General features: G+C 76.3%; 20 protein-coding genes. 18 read left to right on the top strand and 2 right to left on the bottom strand.

What is annotated here, in order from left to right; genetic code table 11:
• The 8 genes from BMY88_RS04380 (at position 1) to BMY88_RS04345 (ending at position 9089) form a co-directional block, all read left to right on the top strand.
• Positions 1-768: a TIGR03936 family radical SAM-associated protein gene (locus BMY88_RS04380; protein WP_091940547.1), complete on the top strand. Its 768-nt coding sequence runs from the start codon at positions 1-3 to the stop codon at positions 766-768.
• A 284-nt stretch (positions 769-1052) separates the two neighbouring features.
• Positions 1053-4220: an Rne/Rng family ribonuclease gene (locus BMY88_RS04375; protein WP_211435488.1), complete on the top strand. Its 3168-nt coding sequence runs from the start codon at positions 1053-1055 to the stop codon at positions 4218-4220.
• Positions 4221-4455: 235 nt separating this feature from the next.
• Positions 4456-4767 carry a 50S ribosomal protein L21 gene (gene rplU, locus BMY88_RS04370; RefSeq protein WP_091940545.1) on the top strand — a complete coding sequence of 104 codons (312 nt, stop codon included), beginning with the start codon at positions 4456-4458 and terminating at the stop codon, positions 4765-4767.
• Between the two features lie 7 nt (positions 4768-4774).
• Entirely contained in the window at positions 4775-5032 is a 258-nt protein-coding gene (gene rpmA, locus BMY88_RS04365; RefSeq protein ID WP_091940543.1) for a 50S ribosomal protein L27, read from the top strand.
• A gap of 141 nt (positions 5033-5173) precedes the next feature.
• Positions 5174-6658: a GTPase ObgE gene (obgE, locus tag BMY88_RS04360; RefSeq protein WP_091940542.1), complete on the top strand. Its 1485-nt coding sequence runs from the start codon at positions 5174-5176 to the stop codon at positions 6656-6658.
• On the top strand, positions 6655-7791 hold the full coding sequence (proB, locus tag BMY88_RS04355; RefSeq protein ID WP_091940541.1) for a glutamate 5-kinase: 1137 nt from the start codon (positions 6655-6657) through the stop codon (positions 7789-7791). Before obgE ends, proB begins: the two co-directional genes overlap by 4 nt.
• A gap of 13 nt (positions 7792-7804) precedes the next feature.
• Positions 7805-8287 (top strand): peptide deformylase, encoded by a 483-nt coding sequence (gene def / locus BMY88_RS04350; protein ID WP_091940540.1) that lies wholly within the window; start codon positions 7805-7807, stop codon positions 8285-8287.
• A gap of 19 nt (positions 8288-8306) precedes the next feature.
• Positions 8307-9089, top strand: a complete 783-nt coding sequence (locus BMY88_RS04345) for an isocitrate lyase/PEP mutase family protein (RefSeq protein ID WP_091940539.1) — start codon at positions 8307-8309, stop codon at positions 9087-9089.
• Positions 9090-9095: 6 nt separating this feature from the next.
• Here the strand turns inward: BMY88_RS04345 and BMY88_RS04340 are convergent, their stop codons facing one another.
• Entirely contained in the window at positions 9096-9401 is a 306-nt protein-coding gene (locus BMY88_RS04340; protein ID WP_139220396.1) for a hypothetical protein, read from the bottom strand.
• Positions 9398-10057, bottom strand: coding sequence for a maleylpyruvate isomerase family mycothiol-dependent enzyme (locus BMY88_RS04335; RefSeq protein WP_091940863.1), 660 nt, complete (start codon positions 10055-10057; stop codon positions 9398-9400). Before BMY88_RS04335 ends, BMY88_RS04340 begins: the two co-directional genes overlap by 4 nt.
• Before the next feature lie 74 nt (positions 10058-10131).
• Here BMY88_RS04335 and BMY88_RS04330 point away from each other — a divergent pair, with 74 nt between their 5' ends.
• The 10 genes from BMY88_RS04330 (at position 10132) to BMY88_RS04285 (ending at position 21220) form a co-directional block, all read left to right on the top strand.
• Positions 10132-10566, top strand: coding sequence for a MarR family winged helix-turn-helix transcriptional regulator (locus BMY88_RS04330; protein WP_244524438.1), 435 nt, complete (start codon positions 10132-10134; stop codon positions 10564-10566).
• 39 nt (positions 10567-10605) lie between these two features.
• Positions 10606-11859 carry a glutamate-5-semialdehyde dehydrogenase gene (locus BMY88_RS04325; protein ID WP_091940536.1) on the top strand — a complete coding sequence of 418 codons (1254 nt, stop codon included), beginning with the start codon at positions 10606-10608 and terminating at the stop codon, positions 11857-11859.
• Between the two features lie 26 nt (positions 11860-11885).
• The gene (locus BMY88_RS04320) at positions 11886-12773 is read left to right on the top strand and encodes an AAA family ATPase (RefSeq protein ID WP_091940535.1); all 888 of its coding nucleotides are present in this window, start codon (positions 11886-11888) and stop codon (positions 12771-12773) included.
• Positions 12773-14209 carry a vWA domain-containing protein gene (locus tag BMY88_RS04315; RefSeq protein WP_091940534.1) on the top strand — a complete coding sequence of 479 codons (1437 nt, stop codon included), beginning with the start codon at positions 12773-12775 and terminating at the stop codon, positions 14207-14209. Before BMY88_RS04320 ends, BMY88_RS04315 begins: the two co-directional genes overlap by 1 nt.
• Positions 14210-14753: 544 nt before the next feature.
• The gene (gene nadD / locus BMY88_RS04310; protein ID WP_091940533.1) at positions 14754-15464 is read left to right on the top strand and encodes a nicotinate-nucleotide adenylyltransferase; all 711 of its coding nucleotides are present in this window, start codon (positions 14754-14756) and stop codon (positions 15462-15464) included.
• Positions 15461-15970: a ribosome silencing factor gene (gene rsfS / locus BMY88_RS04305; protein WP_091940531.1), complete on the top strand. Its 510-nt coding sequence runs from the start codon at positions 15461-15463 to the stop codon at positions 15968-15970. Before nadD ends, rsfS begins: the two co-directional genes overlap by 4 nt.
• Positions 15967-16710, top strand: a complete 744-nt coding sequence (locus tag BMY88_RS04300; protein ID WP_091940529.1) for a histidine phosphatase family protein — start codon at positions 15967-15969, stop codon at positions 16708-16710. Before rsfS ends, BMY88_RS04300 begins: the two co-directional genes overlap by 4 nt.
• Before the next feature lie 80 nt (positions 16711-16790).
• Positions 16791-17756: a DegV family protein gene (locus BMY88_RS04295; RefSeq protein WP_091940527.1), complete on the top strand. Its 966-nt coding sequence runs from the start codon at positions 16791-16793 to the stop codon at positions 17754-17756.
• A gap of 135 nt (positions 17757-17891) precedes the next feature.
• Entirely contained in the window at positions 17892-18776 is an 885-nt protein-coding gene (locus BMY88_RS04290) for a ComEA family DNA-binding protein (protein WP_091940525.1), read from the top strand.
• Complete coding sequence (locus tag BMY88_RS04285) at positions 18773-21220, top strand: ComEC/Rec2 family competence protein (protein WP_139220395.1); 2448 nt, start codon at positions 18773-18775, stop codon at positions 21218-21220. Before BMY88_RS04290 ends, BMY88_RS04285 begins: the two co-directional genes overlap by 4 nt.
• The last annotated feature ends 12 nt before the right edge of the window (positions 21221-21232 follow it).

Here is a 21232-nt window from a genome sequence, read left to right as displayed (position 1 = left end):
GTGGCCCGCCAGCCCGACGGGCCGCCCCCGCCGCCGACCGTCCAGAAACTGCGGCTGCGCTACACCAAGCGCGGGCCGCTCCGCTTCGCCTCCCACCGCGACCTCGCCCGCGCCCTGGAGCGCGCCCTGCGGCGGGCGCAGGTGCCCATGGCCTTCTCCGCCGGCTTCAGCCCGCACCCGAAGATCAGCTACGTCGGGGCGGCGCCGACGGGCGCGGCCAGCGAGGCCGAGTACCTGGAGATCGGGGTGACCCGGCCCTGCGATCCCGAGGCCGTGCGGGTCGCCCTGGACGCCGCGCTGCCGGCGGGCATCGACGTCGTCGAGTGCGTGGAGGCGGGGCAGGGGACGGGCTCGCTGGCCGACCGGATCGACGCCTCGGTGTGGCGCCTGGAGCTCGCCGGGGTCGAGCCGGCGGAGCTCGGTTCGGCGGTGGCCGCGTTCCTCGCCCGCGAGGAGGTGACCGTCGCGAAGCGCGGCAAGAACGGCCCGGTCGACGTCGACGCCCGCGCCGCCGTGGCCGCGGCGACCGTGGCCGGGGACCCCGGCTGTGCCATACTGACCGTGGTCGTCCGGCAGGTGACGCCCGCCGTTCGACCAGACGACGTGGTGGCCGCCCTGGCTGCCGTCGCCGACCTGCGCCCGCCGTCGCCCACCCGGGCCGTGCGTGAGGCGCAGGGCCGGCTCGACGACACCGGGAGGGTGGCCGATCCGCTCGGGCCCGACCGGCTCGCGCGCACCCACTGCCAGGGGGAGCGCGCAACGGTCTGAGCCGCAGAGCGCCCGCGACGTCGCGCGGCACGGCTGCCAGGCGTGACGCACCGAGAGCCAGCACCACTCAGCGCCACCGGGGTACCAGCAGGACCGGGTACCCCGCACGACCCGCATCACCGGCCCCCGGCCGCGGCAACCGTCGCGGCCGAGCCGTACACAGACTTCGCAGGACGGGCGATCCGCGTCAGATCCGTGGGGCGCCCGACCCGCCCAACCCGTGCCCCTGCGCGGCCGCCGTAGCGATCGGCGCCCGGGGGCACCACACAGGAGGCGAGCCCTTCGTGGCCGACCAGGACGACGACACCACCTCGACGACCGAGGACACCGCGGCGGCCCCCGCCGGCGAGCACGGGGAGAGCGCCCCGGCCCCCGCGACCGGCCTGGCCGGCCAGGCCGCCGAGCCGGAGGCCGTGGCAGGCGACGAGGACGACGCCCTCGCGGCGGTCGCTCCCGGCGCCGCCGACCTGCCCGCCGAGGATCCCGAGCCCGACCTCGACGCCGAGCCGGTCTCCCGGTTCGGGGCCCAGTTCAGCTCTCCGGAGCCCACCGCGGTGATCGCCCGCCCCCGCCGCCGCGCCACCCGCCCGGCCGCACCGGCCGATCCGGACTCCGTCGAGCCGGCGCCGGCGGCCCCGCCGGCGGTCCCGGCCTTCATCAGCTTCGTGGCGCCGGCCGAGGCCGAGGCCCCGGTGTCCCGCCGGCGCAGCCGCCGGCCGCTGGCCGAGTCCCCCGAGGAGCCGGAGGACGTCGACGTCGCGCCCATGGACGACGAGGACGAGCCCCCCGCGCCTCGCTCCCGGCGCGGCCGCTCGCGGCGCCGGGGCGCCACCGGTGATGCCGGTGCCGACGCCGCCGTCGACAGCCCGGCCGACACCGACTCCGACATCGACGCCGACACCGACGACTCCGACGACGAGGGCGCCGAGGACCGCGACGAGGGCGGCGCCGGCAGCCGCCGCCGCCGGCGAGGGCGCCGGGGCCGCGGCCGCGGTCGCACCGGCGAGGACGGCGACGACGCCGCCGACGAGACCGGAGACGACGCCGAGGCCGACGAGCAGCGCCGCGACGACGCCGACGAGGACTCCGACGAGGCCGAGGACGTCGACGAGACCGGCGACGACGACGGCGACTCCGACGGCGACGAGGGCGAGGCCGGCTCCAGCACCCGCCGCCGGCGCCGCCGCCGCCGGCGTGGCAGCTCGGACACCGGCGGGGACACCGCCGCGTCCGACGACGCCGACCGCCCCGAGCGGGCCGGCCGCAACGGCCGCACCACCAGCGACGACGACGTCAAGGGCGTCGCCGGCTCCACCCGCCTCGAGGCCAAGCGGCAGCGGCGCCGGGACGGGCGGGACACCGGCCGCCGGCGGGCGCCGATCCTCACCGAGGCCGAGTTCCTCGCCCGGCGCGAGGCCGTGGACCGCGCGATGGTCATCCGCCAGCGCGGCGAGCGGACCCAGATCGCCGTCCTCGAGGACGACGTCCTCGTCGAGCACTACGTCACCCAGGCGTCGGCCACCTCGTTCGCCGGGAACGTCTACCTGGGCCGCGTGCAGAACGTGCTGCCCAGCATGGAGGCGGCGTTCGTCGACATCGGCAAGGGGCGCAACGCCGTCCTCTACGCCGGTGAGGTGAACTGGGACGCCGCGGGCCTGTCGGGCAAGCAGCGGTCCATCGAGACGGCGATGAAGTCCGGCGACAAGGTGCTGGTGCAGGTCACCAAGGACCCGATCGGGCACAAGGGCGCGCGGCTGACCCAGCAGATCAACCTGCCCGGGCGCTTCCTGGTCTACGTGCCGGGCGGGTCGATGACGGGGATCAGCCGCAAGCTGCCCGACACCGAGCGGCAGCGGCTCAAGGACATCCTCAAGAAGATCGTCCCCGCCGACGCCGGCGTGATCATCCGCACCGCGGCGGAGGGCGCCTCGGAGGAGGAGCTCACCCGCGACGTGGCCCGGCTGCAGGCCCAGTGGGACGTCATCCAGAAGAAGTCCGAGTCCTCCTCCAACGCGCCGTCGCTGCTCTACGGCGAGCCCGACCTCGCCATCCGCGTCATCCGCGACGTGTTCAACGAGGACTTCACCTCGCTCGTGGTCCAGGGCGACGACGCCTGGGACACCGTCGAGGCCTACGTCGCGCACGTCTCCCCGGAGCTGGTCGGCCGGCTGTCCCGCTACACCGGCGAGGGCGACGTCTTCCACGACCTGCGCATCGACGAGCAGCTGGCGAAGGCCCTGGACCGCAAGGTCTGGCTGCCCTCGGGCGGTTCGCTGGTCATCGACCGCACCGAGGCGATGACGGTCGTCGACGTCAACACCGGCAAGTTCGTCGGCTCGGGCGGCAACCTCGAGCAGACGGTGACGCGCAACAACATGGAGGCGGCGGAGGAGATCGTCCGCCAGCTCCGGCTGCGCGACATCGGCGGGATCATCGTCATCGACTTCATCGACATGGTCCTGGAGAGCAACCGCGACCTCGTGCTGCGCCGGCTGACCGAGTGCCTGGGCCGGGACCGGACCAAGCACCAGGTCGCCGAGGTGACCTCGCTGGGGCTGGTGCAGATGACCCGCAAGCGGGTGGGTCAGGGCCTGCTCGAGGTGTTCAGCGAGCCCTGCGAGCACTGCCGCGGGCGCGGGATCGTCGTGCACACCGACCCGGTCGACGAGAAGCGCCGCGGGGGTGGCGCCTCCGGCGGCTCGGGGGGTGCCGGCGGCTCGGCCGGCTCCGGCGGCAACGGCCCGGGCGGCGGGCGGCGGGACCAGAACCGGTCCGAGACCCGCGAGTCGGGCAGGGCCGAGACCCGCGACCAGAACCGGTCCGAGCGTGCCGAGGCCCCCGCCGAGGCTGCCGAGGCGACCGCCGACGAGCCGCCCGCCGAGGGCGGCGAGCCGCGCTCCGGTGGGCGGCGCAACCGAGGCCGGCGCAACCGCGGCCAGTCCGGGGAGGAGCGCGCGGCCGAGGACGCCGCCGTGCTCGCCGCCGTCGGGAGCGACACCGCCGAGGCTGCTGCCGAGGGGGACGCTGCCGACGGGGACGCCGCTGACGCGCCCGCCGACGCGGCTGCCCGCGAGACCGCCCCGGCGGCCGAGGAGACTTCCGCGCCCGGCGTCCCGACGGACGGAAGCCCGGCGGACGGGAGCCCGGCCGGTGCCCCGGGCTTCGCGCCCGAGGTGCTCGCGGAGGTCCTGGACGTCCCCGTGGGCGCCCCGTCGCCGGACGCCACACCGGAGCTGCCGCACGAGGCGGCCGAGGCCGCCGTGGTCCCGCCCGTGGAGGCCCCCGTGGCCCCGGAGGCGCCGCCCGCGCCGCCGGAGGAGGAGGCAGCCGACGAGGACGACGTCCCCGCCGGTGCCGGCCCCGACGAGCCGGCCGCTCGCGCGGTGCTCGCGGGCGGGCGGCCGCGCCGTCGTCGGGCGGCCAGCCGGCCGGCCGGACCGCCGGCCTCCTGAGGCCCGTCCCGGCCCCCGCAGGGGCCCGCCGCGAGCGGGCGACCGGTGGAGGACGGGGGGTCCTTCCCCCGTTCGACCGGGATCCGGCGCCTCGGGTACGCTGGTCGGGTTGCATCGCCACGGGCAGCGCACCGAAGCCGGTGCCGCCCAGAGGGCGCGCAGCCCGTCCCGCACCCCGCGTCCCCCGCGGGTGTGCGCCCAGGACAGACACGAGCAGGCGATCGAGGAGTCAGTGGTGTACGCAGTCGTCAAGGCCGGAGGCCGGCAGCACAAGGTGGCCGTGGGTGACCGGTTCACGGTCAACCGCCTGGCCGGCGAGGCGGGCGACACCGTCGCGCTCCCCGCGATCCTGCTCGTCGACGGTGACACCGTCACCACCGACGCGGCCACGCTGGCCGGGGTCACGGTGACCGGCGAGATCGTCGAGCACGGCAAGGGCCCGAAGATCCGCATCCACAAGTTCAAGAACAAGACCGGCTACCACAAGCGGCAGGGGCACCGTCAGCCCCTCACCGACGTGGTCGTCCGCGACATCACGAAGGGCTGACGACGACATGGCACACAAGAAGGGCGCCTCGTCCTCCCGCAACGGCCGCGACTCGAACGCCCAGCGCCTCGGCGTGAAGCGGTTCGGTGGCCAGGTCGTCAAGGCCGGCGAGATCATCGTCCGCCAGCGTGGCACGCACTTCCACCCGGGCCTGGGCGTCGGCCGCGGCGGCGACGACACGCTGTTCGCGCTCGAGCCCGGCTCGGTGACCTTCGGCATGCGCCGCGGTCGCAAGACCATCTCGATCACGGCCGTCGAGGCCTGATCACGGACCCCCTCGCCCCCGCCGCCGGCAAGCCGGCGGCGGGACCCTGCGAGGGGGCCATCGAGTACGTGCGGACCAGCGCACGGGCCGCCGGCCCGTGCGCTGGTTTCGCTTGATGCAGGAGTAGGAGGCGGCACGGTCATGGCCGCTTTCGTCGACCGCGTGATCGTCCACGTCACCGCCGGCAACGGCGGGCACGGCGTGGCCTCGATCCACCGCGAGAAGTTCAAGCCGCTCGGCGGGCCCGACGGCGGCAACGGAGGCAACGGGGGCGACGTCGTCCTCGAGGTCGATCCCAGCGTGCACACGCTGCTGGACTTCCACCACCGCCCGCACCACAAGGCCGGCAACGGCCGCCCCGGCGAGGGCAGCAACCGGCACGGCGCCCGCGGGGAGGAGCGCGTGCTGCGCGTGCCCCCGGGCAGCGTGGTCAGCACCACCGACGGCGAGGTGCTGGCCGACCTCGTCGGCGCGGGCACCCGCGTCGTCCTCGCCCACGGCGGCAAGGGCGGCCTCGGCAACGCGGCCCTCGCCAACACCCGGCGCAAGGCGCCCGGGTTCGCGCTGCTCGGCGAGCCGGGGGAGACCCTCGACGTCGTCATCGAGCTCAAGAGCATCGCCGACGTCGGGCTGGTCGGGTTCCCGTCGGCCGGGAAGTCCTCGCTGGTCGCGGCCATGTCGGCGGCGCGCCCGAAGATCGCCGACTACCCGTTCACCACGCTGGTGCCCAACCTCGGCGTGGTCCGGTCGGGCGACACCGTCTACACGATGGCCGACGTCCCCGGGCTGATCCCGGGCGCCTCGATCGGCAAGGGCCTCGGCCTGGAGTTCCTGCGCCACATCGAGCGCTGCGCCGTCCTGGTGCACGTCGTCGACATGGCCACCATGGAGCCCGGCCGCGACCCGGAGACCGACATCGAGGCGCTCGAGCACGAGCTGGCCGAGTACAGCGGCGAGGAGCTCGACCTCGTGGGCCGGCTGCGGATCGCCGTCCTCAACAAGATCGACGTCCCGGAGGCCCGGGAGCTGGTCGACCTGGTCCGCGCGACCCTCGAGGAGCGCGGCCTGCAGGTGTTCGCGATCAGCGCCGTCACGGGGGAGGGGCTGGCCGAGCTCGGCTACGCCCTGGCCGCCGCGGTGGAGCAGCACCGCGCCGCGCTGCCCGCGCCCGAGCCGGTGCGCATCACGCTCACCCCCCGCGCGGTCGACGACACCGGCTTCACCGTCACCGGAGGCCCGGAGGACGAGGCCGGCTTCGTCGTCCACGGCGTCAAGCCGCAGCGGTGGGTGCGCCAGACCGACTTCACCAACGACGAGGCCGTCGGCTTCCTCGCCGACCGCCTCAACAGGCTCGGCGTGGAGGACGCGCTGGAGAAGGCCGGGGCGCGGGAGGGCGACGCGGTCACCATCGGCGACGTCACCTTCGACTTCGTGCCGACCCTGCCCGCCGGCACCCTCACGATCGAGGAGACCGCCGGGCTCGGCGGCCGCGGCACGGACTCGCGCATCGACGCCCCGCACCGCGTGCGGGCCGCCGAGCGGCTGGCCGCCAAGAAGGCCCGCCGGGTGCCCTACGAGCTCACCGAGACCTGGACCGACGAGGAGCTTCCCGAGGAGCAGCCGTGACGGCCCGTGCCGGGATCGCCGGTGCCCGCCGGGTCGTGGTCAAGGTCGGCTCCTCGTCGCTGACCACGCTGCCCGGCGGCCTCGACGTCACCCGGCTGACGGCCCTGGTCGACGTGCTCGGTGCCGCCCGCGCCTCCGGCCGGGAGGTCGTGCTGGTGTCGTCGGGGGCCATCGCCGCCGGGCTGGCGCCGCTGGGCGTGGAGGGCCGGCCGCGGGACCTCGCGACCGCGCAGGCCGCCGCGAGCGTCGGGCAGCTGCGGCTGGTGCAGACCTACGCCGACGCCTTCGCCCGGCACGGCGTCACCGTCGGCCAGGTGCTGCTGACTGCCGACGACCTGACCCGGCGCAGCCACTACCGCAACGCCCACCGCACCGTGGACCGGCTGCTGACCCTGGGCGTGCTGCCGGTCGTCAACGAGAACGACACGGTCGCCACGGAGGAGATCCGCTTCGGGGACAACGACCGGCTCGCCGCGCTGGTCGCGCACGTCGCGCAGGCCGACGCCCTGCTGCTGCTCTCCGACGTCGACGGCGTCTACGACGGTGACCCCCGCACCGGCCCGGCCCAGCTGATCGACACGGTCACCGGCCCGGCCGATCTCGCCGCGGTCACCCTCGGCTCGGCCTCGCGCAACGGCGTCGGCACCGGCGGGATGGCCACCAAGGTCGAGGCGGCCCTGATCGCCGCCCGGGCCGGCGTCCCCGTCGTCGTCACCTCGACCCTGCAGGCGGCGGCCGCGCTGGCGGGCGAGCGGGTGGGCACGCTGTTCGAGCCGTTCGGACGGCGTCCCTCGGCCCGCCAGTTCTGGCTGCGCTACGCCAGCCGGCCCCGCGGCCGGCTGATCCTGGACGACGGCGCGGTGCGGGCCGTCCGCGAGCGCGGTGCCTCCCTGCTGGCCGCCGGGATCACCGGCGCCACGGGGGACTTCCTGGCCGACGACCCGGTCGAGCTGGTCGGCCCGGACGGCGCGGTCGTAGCACGCGGACTGGTCGCCTACGACGCCCGCGAGCTGCCGGCGCTGTTCGGCCGCAAGACCGGCGAGCTCGACCCCGAGTACCGCCGCGAGGTCGTGCACCGCGACGAGATGGTGCTCGTCGGGCACCGGGCCCCGAGGCCGGTCACGCCCGCCTGAGAGACTGCGCCGCGTGACGATCCGCCCGATCCGCGAGCTCGGCGACCCGGTGCTGCGCACCCCGGCCGACCCCGTCCGCGCCTTCGACCGCGAGCTCGCCGCCCTGGTCCGCGACCTCGAGGAGACCGTCGACCACCCCGGCCGCGCCGGGCTGGCGGCGCCGCAGATCGGGGTGAGCGCCCGCGCCTTCAGCTACAACATCGACGGCGTCATCGGCTCCGTGGTGAACCCGCGGCTGGTGGAGGTGTCGGAGGAGACGCAGGACGGCGACGAGGGCTGCCTGTCGGTCCCCGGCATCTGGGCGCCGACCGTGCGCGGACTGCACGCCGTCGTCGAGGGGTTCGACGTGCACGGGGAGCCGGTGCGGCTGGCCGGCAGCGGCCTCATGGCCCGGTGCCTGCAGCACGAGGTCGACCACCTCGACGGCAAGGTCTTCCTCGACCGGCTCACCGGGGACGCCCGCAAGGCGGCCCTCCGCGCGCTCAACTCCCGGTAGCGGCGCTACGGTCCCAGGGGTGACCGACCTCGCCACGCGCGCCCGCACGCTCCTGGACCTGCACACCGCGCCGGAGATCCTCGTCCTGGCCAACGTCTGGGACGTGGTGTCCGCCGGGGTGGTGGCCGCGACCGACGGCGTGCGCGCCCTGGCCACCGCGAGCCACAGCATCGCCGCCACCTTCGGCTACGAGGACGGCGAGAACATCCCGCTCGACCTGCACCTGGACATGGTCGCCCGGATCGCCGCCGCGGTCGACCTGCCGGTCAGCATGGACATGGAGGCCGGCTACTCCGACGCCGGCGAGACCGCCCGCCGGGCGATCGCCGCCGGCGTCGTCGGCGGGAACCTCGAGGACGGGATGAGGCCGCTCGACGAGGCGGTCGCCGCCGTCGAGGCGGTGCTGCGGGCCGGCCGGGACGCCGGCATCGACTTCGTGCTCAACGCCCGCACCGACGCCTACGTGCGCGCCGCCGAGGGTGCCGACCGCGGCGAGCTGGTCGCCGAGACCATCCGCCGCGGGCGGGCCTTCCTCGAGGCGGGGGCGCCCGTGGTGTTCGTCCCGCGGCTGGTGGACCGGGAGGAGATCGCCGCGGTCGTCGAGGGCCTCGGCCGAGGCCGGCTGACGCTCATCAGCGTGCCCGGCGTCTCGCTCCCGGCCCGCGAGCTGCAGGAGCTGGGGGTGGCCCGCGTGTCCACGGGGCCGTTCACCCAGCGGGCGGCCCTGACCGCCCTGCAGGACGCCACCGCCGGGATGGTGGCGGGCGGCACGCTGCCCCCGGGAACGCGGCCCCTGAACTGAGGGTCGTCAGACGACGACGCCCGCCCGGGGCAGCACCAGGCCGCGGACCTCGAACTCGGCCGGTGCCTCCGGCGGCTGCGGCGCCCCCCGCGTGACCTCGGCCAGCACCGGCCCGACGATCTCGCGGCTGTAACGCTCGCACTGGTCCCGCGACTCCCACACCTCGATCACCTGGAAGCCGCCCTCGGTCGCCCGGGCGAGGTGGACCAGCAGGCCGTCGGCGGTCCCGCCGCTGCGGGCCAGCACCTCCCGGTGCACCGCGTCGTACACCTCGACGGGTGCGGGCACGTCCATGGTCATAGCGTAGGTCATGGCGTCTCCCTCGTCCTGCCGCCGCGGAGGCCTCGTGCCGCCGCGAAGTGCTCGGTGCCCTCGCCGGTGAGCCGGTCCAGCGCCGCGGTGCGCCCCGTGAGGAGCAGCAGGAGCGCCGCCACGGGCCCCTCGACGGGTGCGCCCGAGCCGGCGGTCCAGTCGACGTCGGTCGCCGTCAGCCGCAGGCCGGCGAGCCGCCGCCGGGCACGGAAGGGGAAGCCCATCTCCCAGACCCGCTGGGCCGCGGCTGCCGCGGCGGCCTCGGGCACCGGCCGGATCCGCCCCAGCGGCAGGGTCATGTCCTGTCCGTGGACCAGGACGTCGATCAGCGGCTCCAGCGGGGTGAGGAACGGCGCCGTCCGCCGGGAGCCGACCATCGCGCGGAGGCGTCGGGCGTGCTCCGCCGGCGGCCGGCCGGTGGCGCGCACTGCGGAGTCGCGCAACATCCGGTCGAAGCTGCCGCGGGCACGGACGGCGGCCAGCGCGGCGTCCCGGTAGCCCATGTGGGCCTGGGTCAGGTGGGCCGCGACGTCGCCCACCCGCCACGCGTCGCACAGGGACGCCGCCTGCCACTCGGCGGGGGAGAGGTCCTCCACCAGGTCGGCCAGGCTCGCGCGCTCGGTGTCGATCGTGCGCCAGACGGCGTCCACGTCCACGGCGACTCCCGCGTCCACTAGTAAGCTTGCCTGACAGTCTCGTCAGATAAGCTGACCATCGTCAAGGGGTGTGCGTGTCCGTCCAGCCGAACCTGGGCCTGCTCTGCTTCTTCCCGTACCGGGCGCTGGAGGGGCGGGTGCTGGCCGCGCTCGCCGAGGCCGGCTTCGACGACATGACGCTGGCGCAGGGCCGCATCGCGGCCCGGATCGGCGAGCGCGGCACCCGCCTGACCGAGCTGGCCGAGCAGGCGCAGGTGACCAAGCAGACCGCCGGGTTCCTCGTGGACCAGCTGGAGCGCGCCGGGTACGTGCGCCGGCTGCCCGACCCCACCGACGGTCGCGCCCGGCTGGTCTGCTTCGCCGAGCGCGGCCGGGCCGCCGTCGCCGTGGCGCGTCGGGTGGAGGCCGCCGTCGAGGCGGAGTGGACGGCCCACCTGGGCGAGGAGTCGGCGCGGGCCCTGCGGGAGTCGCTCACCCGGCTGCGCGAGGTCACCGACCCCTGGCGCTGAGCGGCCGGGAGCCCGCGATCTGCGCGCTACCCTCGCGGGGTGTCCGACGTCGCCTCCCTGCCGCTGATCGGGGCCGCCGCGCTGCGTGCCCGCGCCGCCTCCCGGGTGCTGCGCACGCTGCCGACCGACGTCAAGGACGCCGCGCTCGCCGCGATGGCCGACGCCCTGGTCGAGCGGACCGACGAGATCCTGGCCGCCAACACCGCCGACGTCGACGCGGCGGCCGCCGAGGGCACGCCGGAGTCGGTGCTCGACCGGCTGCGGCTGGACCCGGCCCGGGTCGCCGGCGTGGCCGCGGCCCTGCGCGAACTCGTCGCGCTGCCCGACCCGGTCGGCGACGTCGTCCGCGGATCGCGGCTGCCCAACGGGCTGCAGCTGCGCCAGGTGCGGGTGCCCTTCGGGGTGGTGGGCATCGTCTACGAGGCGCGGCCCAACGTGACCGTGGACGCGGCAGGGCTGTGCCTCAAGAGCGGCAACGCGGCGCTGCTGCGCGGTTCGGCGTCGGCCTTCCGCACCAACACGGCCCTGGTCGCCGTTCTCACCGAGGCGGCGGAGAAGGCCGGGCTGCCGGCCGGGTCGATCGAGCTGCTGCCGGCCGACCGCGCATCGGTCGGGGAGCTGCTGGGCGCGCGCGGGTTCGTCGACGTGGTCATCCCGCGGGGCGGGGCCTCGCTGATCGAGCGGGTGGTGACCGAGGCGAAGGTGCCGGTGATCGAGACCGGCGTCGGCAACGTGCACGTCTACGTCGACGCCTCCGCCGATGCGGCGATGGCCGAGGCGATCGTGCTCAACTCCAAGACCCACCGGGTCAGCGTCTGCAACTCGGCCGAGACGCTGCTGGTGCACCGGGACGTGCCGTTCCTTCCGCGGCTGCTGGGGGCGCTCGCCGACGCCGGCGTGACGCTGCACGGGGACGACGCGGCCCGCGCCGCCCACCCCGCCGTCGTGGCCGCCACCGACGAGGACTGGGCCACCGAGTACCTCTCGATGGACATGGCCGTGCGCGTCGTCGACGACCTGCCCGCGGCGCTGGAGCACATCGCGCGGTGGGGGAGCGGGCACACCGAGGCGATCGTGGCCGACTCCGCCCGCGCCATCGCCGACTTCACCGCCGGGGTCGACTCGGCCGCGGTCATGGTCAACGCCTCGACGCGGTTCACCGACGGTGGCGAGTTCGGCTTCGGCGCCGAGATCGGCATCTCCACCCAGAAGCTGCACGCCCGGGGGCCGCTGGGCCTGCCGGAGCTCACCTCGACCACCTACGTCGTCACCGGAGCCGGTCACACCCGCTGACGCTCCGCCCTCCCGTCTGGAGTTCCATGCCCCGCCCCCCGACGCAGCTCCCGCAGTTCTCCTCGGTCTCCGACGTCGCCAAGCGGCTGTCGGCGGCGGGGTACCTGACGGACAAGCAGATCGCCACGACCGTCTTCCTCGCCGACCGGCTGGGCAAGCCGCTGCTGGTGGAGGGTCCGGCCGGCACCGGCAAGACCGAGCTGGCGAAGGCGCTGGCGGCCGCGACGGACGCCGAGCTGATCCGCCTGCAGTGCTACGAGGGCCTGGACGAGGCCCGCGCGCTCTACGAGTGGAACTACAAGAAGCAGCTGCTGCGCATCCAGGCCTCGCAGGCCGAGGGCGGCGCGAACTGGGACAGCGTCCACGACGACATCTTCGGCGAGGAGTTCCTGCTCTCCCGGCCGCTGCTCACCGCGATCCGGCGGACCGAGCCGACCGTGCTGCTCATCGACGAGACCGACAAGGCCGACGTCGAGGTGGAGGGCCTGCTGCTGGAGGTCCTCAGCGACTTCCAGGTCACCATCCCCGAGCTCGGCACGGTCGTGGCCACCCGCCGCCCGACCGTCGTCCTCACCTCGAACGCCACCCGTGAGCTGTCCGAGGCGCTCAAGCGGCGCTGCCTGTACCTGGCGCTGGACTACCCCAGCGCCGAGCGGGAGCGGGAGATCGTGCTGTCGCGGGTGCCCGACCTGGCCCCGGGGCTGGCCGACCAGCTGGTGCGCACCATCCGGGCGCTGCGCGCGCTGGAGCTCAAGAAGTCGCCGTCGATCTCGGAGACCCTGGACTGGGCGCAGACCCTGCTGGAGCTCGGGCTGGACACCCTCGACGAGGGCGCGATCGGTGACACGCTCGGCGTGGTGCTCAAGCACGCCAGCGACCAGGAGCGTGCGGCCGCCGAGCTGCGGCTGAACTGATGAGCGGGGCCGTGGTGTCGTCGGCGGGGGCGCCCGGCGGGCTGGGCGGTCACCTCGACGGGTTCGTGCGCGCGGTCCGCGAGGCCGGCATCCCGGTCGGGATCAGCCAGGCCGTGGACGCCGCGGAGATCCTGACGGTGGTCGACCTGCTCGACCGCGAGCAGCTGCGGCACGGGCTGGCGGCGGTGCTGTTGCAGCGGGGGAACCAGCGCGCCATCTACGACACCCTGTTCGACCTGTGGTGGCCCCTGGGCGACAGGCCGGTCGCGGTCGCGGACGACGGGGAGCCGGACGGCGACGGCGAGGCGGTGACCCTCGACGCGCCGGATGCCGGTGGCGAGCTGGACCCCTCGGCCCGGCTGCGCGAGGAGCTGGCGCGGTTGCTGGCCGAGGGCGACGAGGCGGAGCTGGCGCGGTTCGCCCGCCGCGCGGTGGCGTTGCTGGGGCAGACCTCGCCCTCGCCGTCGGGCCAGTCGTGGTTCAGCTACCGGGTGATGCGGGCGCTGTCGCCGGACTCGCTGGTCACCCAGCTGCTCGAGGGGCTGCTGGGCGGCGGCGGGCGCGGCGGGATGGCCGAGCAGGTCGCCCGGGGCGAGATCCGGGAGCGGCTGGCGACGTTCAAGGCCGCCGTCGACACCGAGGTCCGCCGCCGACAGGCCGAGGAGCGCGGCCGGGACCGGATCGCCAAGAGCGCGGTGAAGCCGCTGGCCGACCAGATCGACTTCCTCCGGGCCCAGCAGGGGGACCTCGCGGAGCTGCGGCGGATGGTGGCGCCCCTGGCGCGGCGGCTGGCGGTGCGGCTGTCCGCGCGGCGCCGGATGGGCCGCCAGGGTCGGCTGGACTTCCGCAAGACGGTGCGCGCCTCGCTCGGCACCGGCGGCGTGCCCGTGGTGACCCATCACCGGCCGCGGAAGATCCACAAGCCCGAGCTCGTCGTGCTGTGCGACATCAGCGGCTCGGTGGCCGGCTTCAGCCACTTCACGCTCATGCTCACCCAGGCGCTGCGCGAGCACTTCTCCGGTGTTCGGGCGTTCGCGTTCGTCGACTCCACCGACGAGGTGACGCGGTTCTTCACTCCCGGGGCCGACGTCGCCGACGCGATCCGCCGCATCGGCCGGGAGGCCGACGTGGTCGCGTTCGAGGGGCACAGCGACTACGGCAACGCCCTGGAGGTGTTCGCCGACCGCTGGCCCACGGTCGTGGGCCCGAAGAGCTCGCTGCTCGTCCTCGGCGACGGGCGGACCAACTACCGGCCGCCGGGTCTGCCGGTGCTGGCCGACCTCGTGAACAGGTCCCGGTCGGCGCACTGGCTCAACCCGGAGCCGCGCCGGTTGTGGGGCAGCGGCGACTCCGCGGCGCTCAAGTACGCCGAGGTGGTCGACATGGTCGAGTGCCGCAACGCCGCCCAGCTGGCGGACTTCGTCACGACCCTCTGAGGGCCGCCGCGCCGGCCGGTCGGGGGTGCCGTCCCCGCGGCCGGTCGAGATGTCGGCACCGCGACTCGTCGGGATGTCGATATCGCGACCCGTCGACCTGTCGATCCCGCGGGGCCGTCGTCGTCGGCGCGCCATGCCCGCTGGGGTGCCTGCCGGCTGGGGGCCATCGCCGCCATCGCCGCCATCGCCGGTGGGCGCCGGGAGCGGCGGGGTGCCGGGAGTGGGCCGCGTCGTCCGCCGACACGCCGGGGACCCGTATCCGGACGCCGTCGCCGGCGTTGGAGCAGGACGGGTGCCGGGGTCGACCCGGTGCCGGTCCGGCGGGCCCTGGCCGGTGGACGGGGAACGACCGGCGGCACGGGGGAGCCGGTCGTGCGGAGCACCCGTCCCCGGCCGGGGACGTCCGGAGCCACGGTCCTGGCCGGTCCTGCGGCGGGCAGGCCCCGGACGCGGGGCCGCGGCGGGCGCCGTCTCATCCCGGGAGGGACGACGGGTGGCGGCGCCCGGATAGGCTCGATCGGTGGCGGGTGGTCGGGTCGGTGTCATGGGTGGGACGTTCGATCCCATCCACCACGGTCACCTCGTGGCCGCGAGCGAGGTCGCGGGCCTGTTCGGCCTCGACGAGGTCGTGTTCGTGCCGACGGGCCAGCCGTGGCAGAAGAGCGAGCGCGACGTCAGCCCGGCGGAGGACCGCTACCTCATGACGGTCATCGCGACGGCCTCCAACCCGCGGTTCTCGGTCAGCCGGGTCGACCTCGACCGAGGCGGCCCCACGTACACGATCGACACGCTCACCGACCTGCGGGCCCAGCGACCCGACGCCGAGCTGTTCTTCATCACCGGCGCCGACGCGCTGTCGCAGATCCTCAGCTGGCGCGACAGCGAGCGCTTCCTGGCGCTGGCCCACTTCATCGGCGTCACCCGGCCCGGGTACCAGCTCGCCGACGGGCATCTCCCGCAGGGCACCGTGAGCCTGGTCGAGGTCCCGGCGCTGGCGATCAGCTCCACCGACTGCCGTGACCGCGTGGAGCGGGGCATGCCCGTCTGGTACCTCGTGCCCGACGGCGTCGTGCAGTACATCGAGAAGCGCGGGCTGTACCGGACGACCCCGCGGGCGCGCCCCGCCGGGCCCACCCGAGGTCCACATGCATCCGGGGCCCGGTCGACCCACGACCGACCCCCACCCGGCGGCACCCCTGCCGCCGACCCTGCCGGCGGAACGCCGGCCACCGATCACCAGGAGGTACCCCGATGACCGCATCGGTCGAGGCGCGGGAGACCGCACAGTGGGCTGCACAGGCCGCGGCGGACAAGCTCGCCACCGATGTGTCCATCGTCGACGTGAGCGACCGGCTGGCGATCACCGACGCCTTCGTCCTCGCGTCCGCGCCCAGCGAGCGGCAGGTGCAGGCCATCGTCGACGAGGTGGAGGAGCGGCTGCGCGAGCACGGGATCAAGCCCGTGCGCCGGGAGGGCCTGACCGAGGGCCGCTGGGTGCTGCTGGACTTCATCGACGTCGTCGTCCACGTCCAGCACGCCGAGGAGCGGGCGTACTACGCCCTCGAGCGGCTGTGGAAGGACTGCCCGACCATCCCCTTCGTCGACCGCGCCGCCCCGGCGGCACCCGACGCGTCGCCAGCAGGGGAGCCTGCCGAGTCGTCGGCAGTGGAGCCGGCCACCGACGGGGCCGACGACGGGGAGCCGGCGCCGGACGGGGCGGACGACGCGGGGCCGGCCGCGGACGCGGCTCCCGAGCGGTGAGCGCCGCGCCCGAGTCGCCCGCCGGGGTGTCCCGCCTCGTCCTGTGGCGGCACGGGCGCACCGAGTGGAACGCCACGGGACGCTTCCAGGGGCAGCAGGACCCGCCGCTGGATGGTGAGGGCCGCCGACAGGCGACCGTCGCGGCCGCGCACCTGGTGTCCCTGCTGGGCCTGGCGACCGAGGACACCGTCGTCGTCTCCAGCGACCTGGACCGCGCGGTGCAGACCGCCGCCGCGCTGACCGACCTGCTCGGGCTGCCCCTGGCGGTCGACGCCCGGCTGCGCGAGCACGGCCTGGGGGTCTGGGAGGGCCTCACGCGCGACGAGGTGGCCGCCCGGCACCCCGAGCAGTTCGCCGACTGGCAGGCCGGCCGACCCGTTCCGGGCCGGGGCGGCGAGGACCCCGCGGCGGTCGCCGCACGCGCGCTGTCACTCGTCGACGACCTGCCGCCGGCCCGCGTCGCCGTCCTGGTCACCCACGGCGGCACCAGCGGCCGCCTGCTGGAGGCCCTGCTGGAGCTGGGCCCGGAGCACCGGCGCGTGTTCGGGCCGCTGGGCAACTGCGCCTGGAGCGAGCTGGTGCCGCAGGGCCCGCGCTGGCGCGTGCTGCGGCACAACTGGTCGGCGCCCTCGGTCGACTCCTCCGCGCAGCGGGACGGCGTGCCCCGCCGGGCACGGCCCGGCGGGGCTCCGCCCGAGGACGCGGCGCCCCCGGCGCAGGACGCGGACGCGGTCGCCTGACAGGGACGGGGTCGAGACGGTCCCCGGCGGGGTCGCCACGGTCGCGAAGCCACGCCGATCGGCCCGGCTAACCTCGCGGAATGTCCGTCGCCGTGGTCACCGACTCCACGGCCTATCTGCCCGCCGACCTCGTCGAGCGTCACGGGATCGAGGTCGTCCCGCTCTACGTCGTCCTGGCCGGGCGCTCGGGTCGGGAAGGCACCGAGATCTCCCCGCAGGACGTGGCCCGCGCGATGGGGGTACGGGGTCAGCAGGTCTCGACCTCGCGACCGACCACCGGCGACTTCGTCACCGCCTACCGCCGGTGCCTGGACGCCGGCGCCGAGCGGGTCGTGTCGATCCATCTGTCCGCCGAGCTCTCGGGGACGTGGGACGCCGCCCGACTGGCCGCGGCCCAGGTCGGCGAGCACCTCGTCACCGTGATCGACTCCCGCTCGGCCGCCATGGGCTGCGGCTTCGCCGTGCTCGCCGCGGCCCGCGTCGCACAGGCGGGCGGGGACGCCGCGGCCGTCGCCGACGCTGCGCGCACCACGGCGGGCAGCACACGGACGCTGTTCGTGGTCGACACCCTCGAGCACCTGCGCCGGGGCGGCCGGATCGGCTCGGCGGCCTCGCTGTTCGGCACCGCGCTCGCGGTGAAGCCCCTCCTCCACGTGGCCGACGGGCGGGTCGTGCCGCTGGAGAAGGTCCGCACCTCCGCGCGGGCGCTCGCCCGCCTGGTGCAGCGGGCCGTCGAGGCGGCGGCCGGAAGGCCGGTGGACCTGGCCGTGCACTACCTCGCCGCGCCGGAGCGGGCACAGCGGCTGGCGGGCGAGCTGCGCCAGGCACTCCCGGAGGCCGGGGAGCCACTGGTGAGCGAGCTGGGTGCCGCGATCGGCGCGCACGTCGGGCCCGGGGCGCTGGGGGTCGTCGTCTCGCCCAGGGCGGCCCCGGACGACGCGGACGCCGACGCGGACGACGGCGCGGACGACGGTGCGGACGGCAGCGGGGACGACGGCTCCCCGGGCGACCATGGTGCGGCCGGCACGGAGGGCGCGGCGCACTGAGCGGGTGATCGGCACGGGCGGCACCCTGCCCGCACGGGCCGACGGGACCCGGTCGGCCGTCCACAGGCAGCTCGCCCGTCCACAGCCCGGAGCGCACCGGCATTCGCAGCGGCACGGCTGCCTAGCGTCCGCCGGGTGCGCCTCTCCTCCCGCCGTGTCGACGACGCCGACCTGATCCGGGCCCGGTTGCGCGTCCTGCTCGACGAGGGGCGTCGCACCGGGGGCTGGCTGCCCGACGAGTTGCCGGGGGTCGACGACTGCGCGCTGCCCGCTACGCGTCCGCCACCGGCCGCGGCGGGGCGGCCCGAGGCGCGCGTCGACGAGGAGCCGGTCGACGAGGAGTCGGCGCGGGAGGCCCTGCCCGCGGGTCTCGGCCGCCACCGGGCCCCGGGTCCGGCGGTGCGCATCGCGCCCGGTCGGCGGAGCGTCCGGGGGCTGCTGCTGGCCGCGCTGCTCGGCGCGGTCCTGCTGGTCGCGTGGACGTGGCTGGACCGGCCACGGGCGGAGCCGGTGGGCGACCGGTTCGGCGCGGCGGCGACGGCGGAGCCGGCCGCGGCACCGGCCGCGGCGGCGCCCTCGGTCGGTACGGCCGCCGAGACCGCGCCCACCGTCACGGTGGCCGTCGTGGGTCAGGTCGTGCGCCCCGGCCTGGTCGAGCTGCCCCAGGGGTCGCGGGTGGCCGACGCCGTGGCCGCGGCCGGCGGCCTGTTGCCGGGGGCCGATCCGGCCGTCGTCAACCTCGCTGCGGTCCTCGCCGACGGGCAGCAGATCGCGGTCGGGGTCCCCGGCGCCGCCGCTGCCCCCGGGGCGGCCCCACCGGCGGCGGCCGGCCGGGTTCCGCTCAACAGCGCCACCGCCGCCCAGCTGGACGCGCTGCCGGGGATCGGGCCCGTGCTGGCGCAGCGCATCGTGGACCACCGCGACGAGCACGGGCCGTTCACCGCCGTCGAGCAGCTCGAGGACGTTCCGGGCATCGGGCCGGCCACCTTCGACGACCTGGCCGGCCTGGTGGCGGTGTGAGCGGCGTACCGGTGGCGGCGGATCGCCGGTGGATGTGGACCGACCTGCGGCTGGTCCCTGCCGCGGCCGGCGCCTGGGCACTCACCCTGGCCGCGCCGTCGGTGTCCTGGCAGGTCCTGGCGGTGCTCGCCGGCGCGGCGGCCGCGGCAGCAGGCGCCCTGACCCGTGGACGGCCGGCGGGCGCGGCGCTGGTGGTGTCGGCCGTCCTGGCGGTGCTGTCCCTGACCGCGGCGGGCGCGGCCGCGCGCTCGTGGGATCGCGCAGGGTCGCCCCTGCCGGGGGCCGGCGGCACGGTGATGCTCGAGCTGGAGACCGACTCGGACCCGCGCCGGGTGGCTGGGGTCGGGCCGCCGAGGGTCGTCGTCGAGGCGACGGTGACGCGGCTCTCGGACGGCGCGGACGCCGTCGTCCTCGACGACCGGGTGGTCGTCTTCGCCCCGGCGGAGGGTTGGGCCGGGCTCCTCCCCGGGCAGGCCCTGCGCACGCGCGCCGCGGTCGGGCCGGCCGATCCGGCCGACGGCGTGGCGGCCCGGGTGTCGGCGCGGGGCCTTCCCGAACTGCTCGGCCGGCCGCCGTGGGTGCAGCGCGCGGCAGGGGACCTCCGGGCGGCGCTCGCCTCCTCGGCGGCCCGGACCTTGGACCAGCCCGCGGCCGGCCTGCTGCCCGGGCTCGTCGTGGGGGACACCACGGAGCTGGACCCGGTCCTGGCGGAGGAGTTCCGGCGCGCCGGGCTCTCGCACCTGACGGCCGTCTCGGGGGCCAATGTCGCGATCGTGCTCGCCGGCGTGCTGGCCCCGCTGCGCCGCCGGGCCGTCGACCGCCGTGCGCAGGCGGTGGTGGCCGGCCTGGCCCTGGCCGGGTTCGTGCTGCTGGCCCGGCCGACGGCCAGCGTGCTCCGGGCAGCGGCGATGGGCGCCGTCTCGCTGCTGGCCCTGGCCTCGGGGCGGTCCCGCGTCGCGGTGCCGGCCCTGAGCGCGACCGTGGTCGTCCTGCTGCTGGTCGACCCTCGGCTGGCGCGTGACGCGGGCTTCGCCCTGTCCGTGGCGGCGACCGCCGCCATCGTGCTCCTGGCCCCGGGCTGGTCCCGGAGGCTGCGGACCCATGGCTGGCCCCGCCTGCTCGCGGACGCGGTCGCGGTGAGCTCCGCGGCCGGCCTGGCCACCGCGCCCCTGATCGCCGGGCTGTCCGGCGAGGTCAGCCTCGTCTCCCTGCCCGCCAACCTGCTCGCCGCCCCGGCGGTGCCGCCCGCCACCGTGCTCGGCCTGCTGGCGGCCGGAGCCGGTCCGCTGGCGGCTCCGCTCGCAGACTGCCTCACCTGGCTGGCGGGTTGGCCGGTCCGCTGGCTGGTCCTCGTCGCCCGGACCGCCGCCGGCCTGCCCGACGCGGCGACCGGATGGCCGGCCGGCAGCACCGGCGCCCTCGTGCTGACCGGCCTGCTGGCGATCGGGGCGCTGGCCCTCTGGCGGTGGCCGCGGCTGCGGGCGCTCGCCCTGGCGCTGGTCGTGGGTGCGGTGCTCCTGGGCTGGCCGCTGCGCCAGGTGACCCGAGGCTGGCCGCCGGCAGGGGCGGTGCTGGTGGCCTGTGACGTCGGCCAGGGCGACGCCCTGGTCGTCCCGACGGGTCCGGGCGAGGCGGTGCTGGTCGACGCCGGTCCGGAGGTGGCCCCGATCGACCGCTGCCTGGACCGGCTGGGCATCGACCGGTTGCCGGTCGTGCTGCTCTCGCACCTGGACGCCGACCACGTGGGTGGCCTGGCCGGGGCGCTCGCGGGGCGGGAGGTGGGCGTGGTGGCGACCGGGATGCTCTCGCCCGCCGACGACCGCGGCGCCGCGCTCTCCCGGGCCGCGCGCGAGGCGGGGGCGCGGCAGGAGGTGCTCGTCCCCGGGGAGCGTCGCCGGATCGGGCCGGCCACGGTCGAGGTGCTCGCGCCGGCGCCGGAGATCGCGACCGCGAGCGCCGATCCCAACGATCTCTCCCTCGTCCTCCGGGTGACCGTGCGCGGCCTGCGCGTCCTGCTCACCGGGGACCTGAGCGCGCAGGCGGAGCAGCGACTGATGCGCCGCGGCGTCGACCTGCGGGCCGACGTGCTGAAGGTGCCTCACCACGGCAGCGCGGACAACGACCCGGACTTCCTCGCCGCCAGCGGTGCCCGTGTCGCGCTCGTCAGCGTCGGGGCGGACAACACCTACGGCCACCCGACCCGGCGCCTGCTGGGCTGGCTGTCCCGCGCCGGCATGCGGGTGTACCGCACAGACCGCTCCGGGGACGTCGCCGTGGCCGGGACGGCGGGGGAGTGGGCCGTCGTCCCGCGCGGCGCGGACGGCAGCACCGCCGCCCCCAGCGCTGAGGCATCGGAGCCCTCGTCCCAGCCGCTGCCGGCGCCGATGCCCGCCCGCCCCGGCGCGGGCCCGTGGCGGCGGCCCGGGACCGTCGGCGGCTCGTGACACCATGCCGGG

Origin of the sequence: Trujillonella endophytica, assembly GCF_900110555.1 — a bacterium.
In the GTDB taxonomy this organism is placed as follows: domain Bacteria; phylum Actinomycetota; class Actinomycetes; order Mycobacteriales; family Geodermatophilaceae; genus Trujillonella; species Trujillonella endophytica.
The sequence above is the reverse complement of the archived record's forward strand: the minus strand, read 5'-3'. Positions and strand labels throughout refer to the sequence as shown.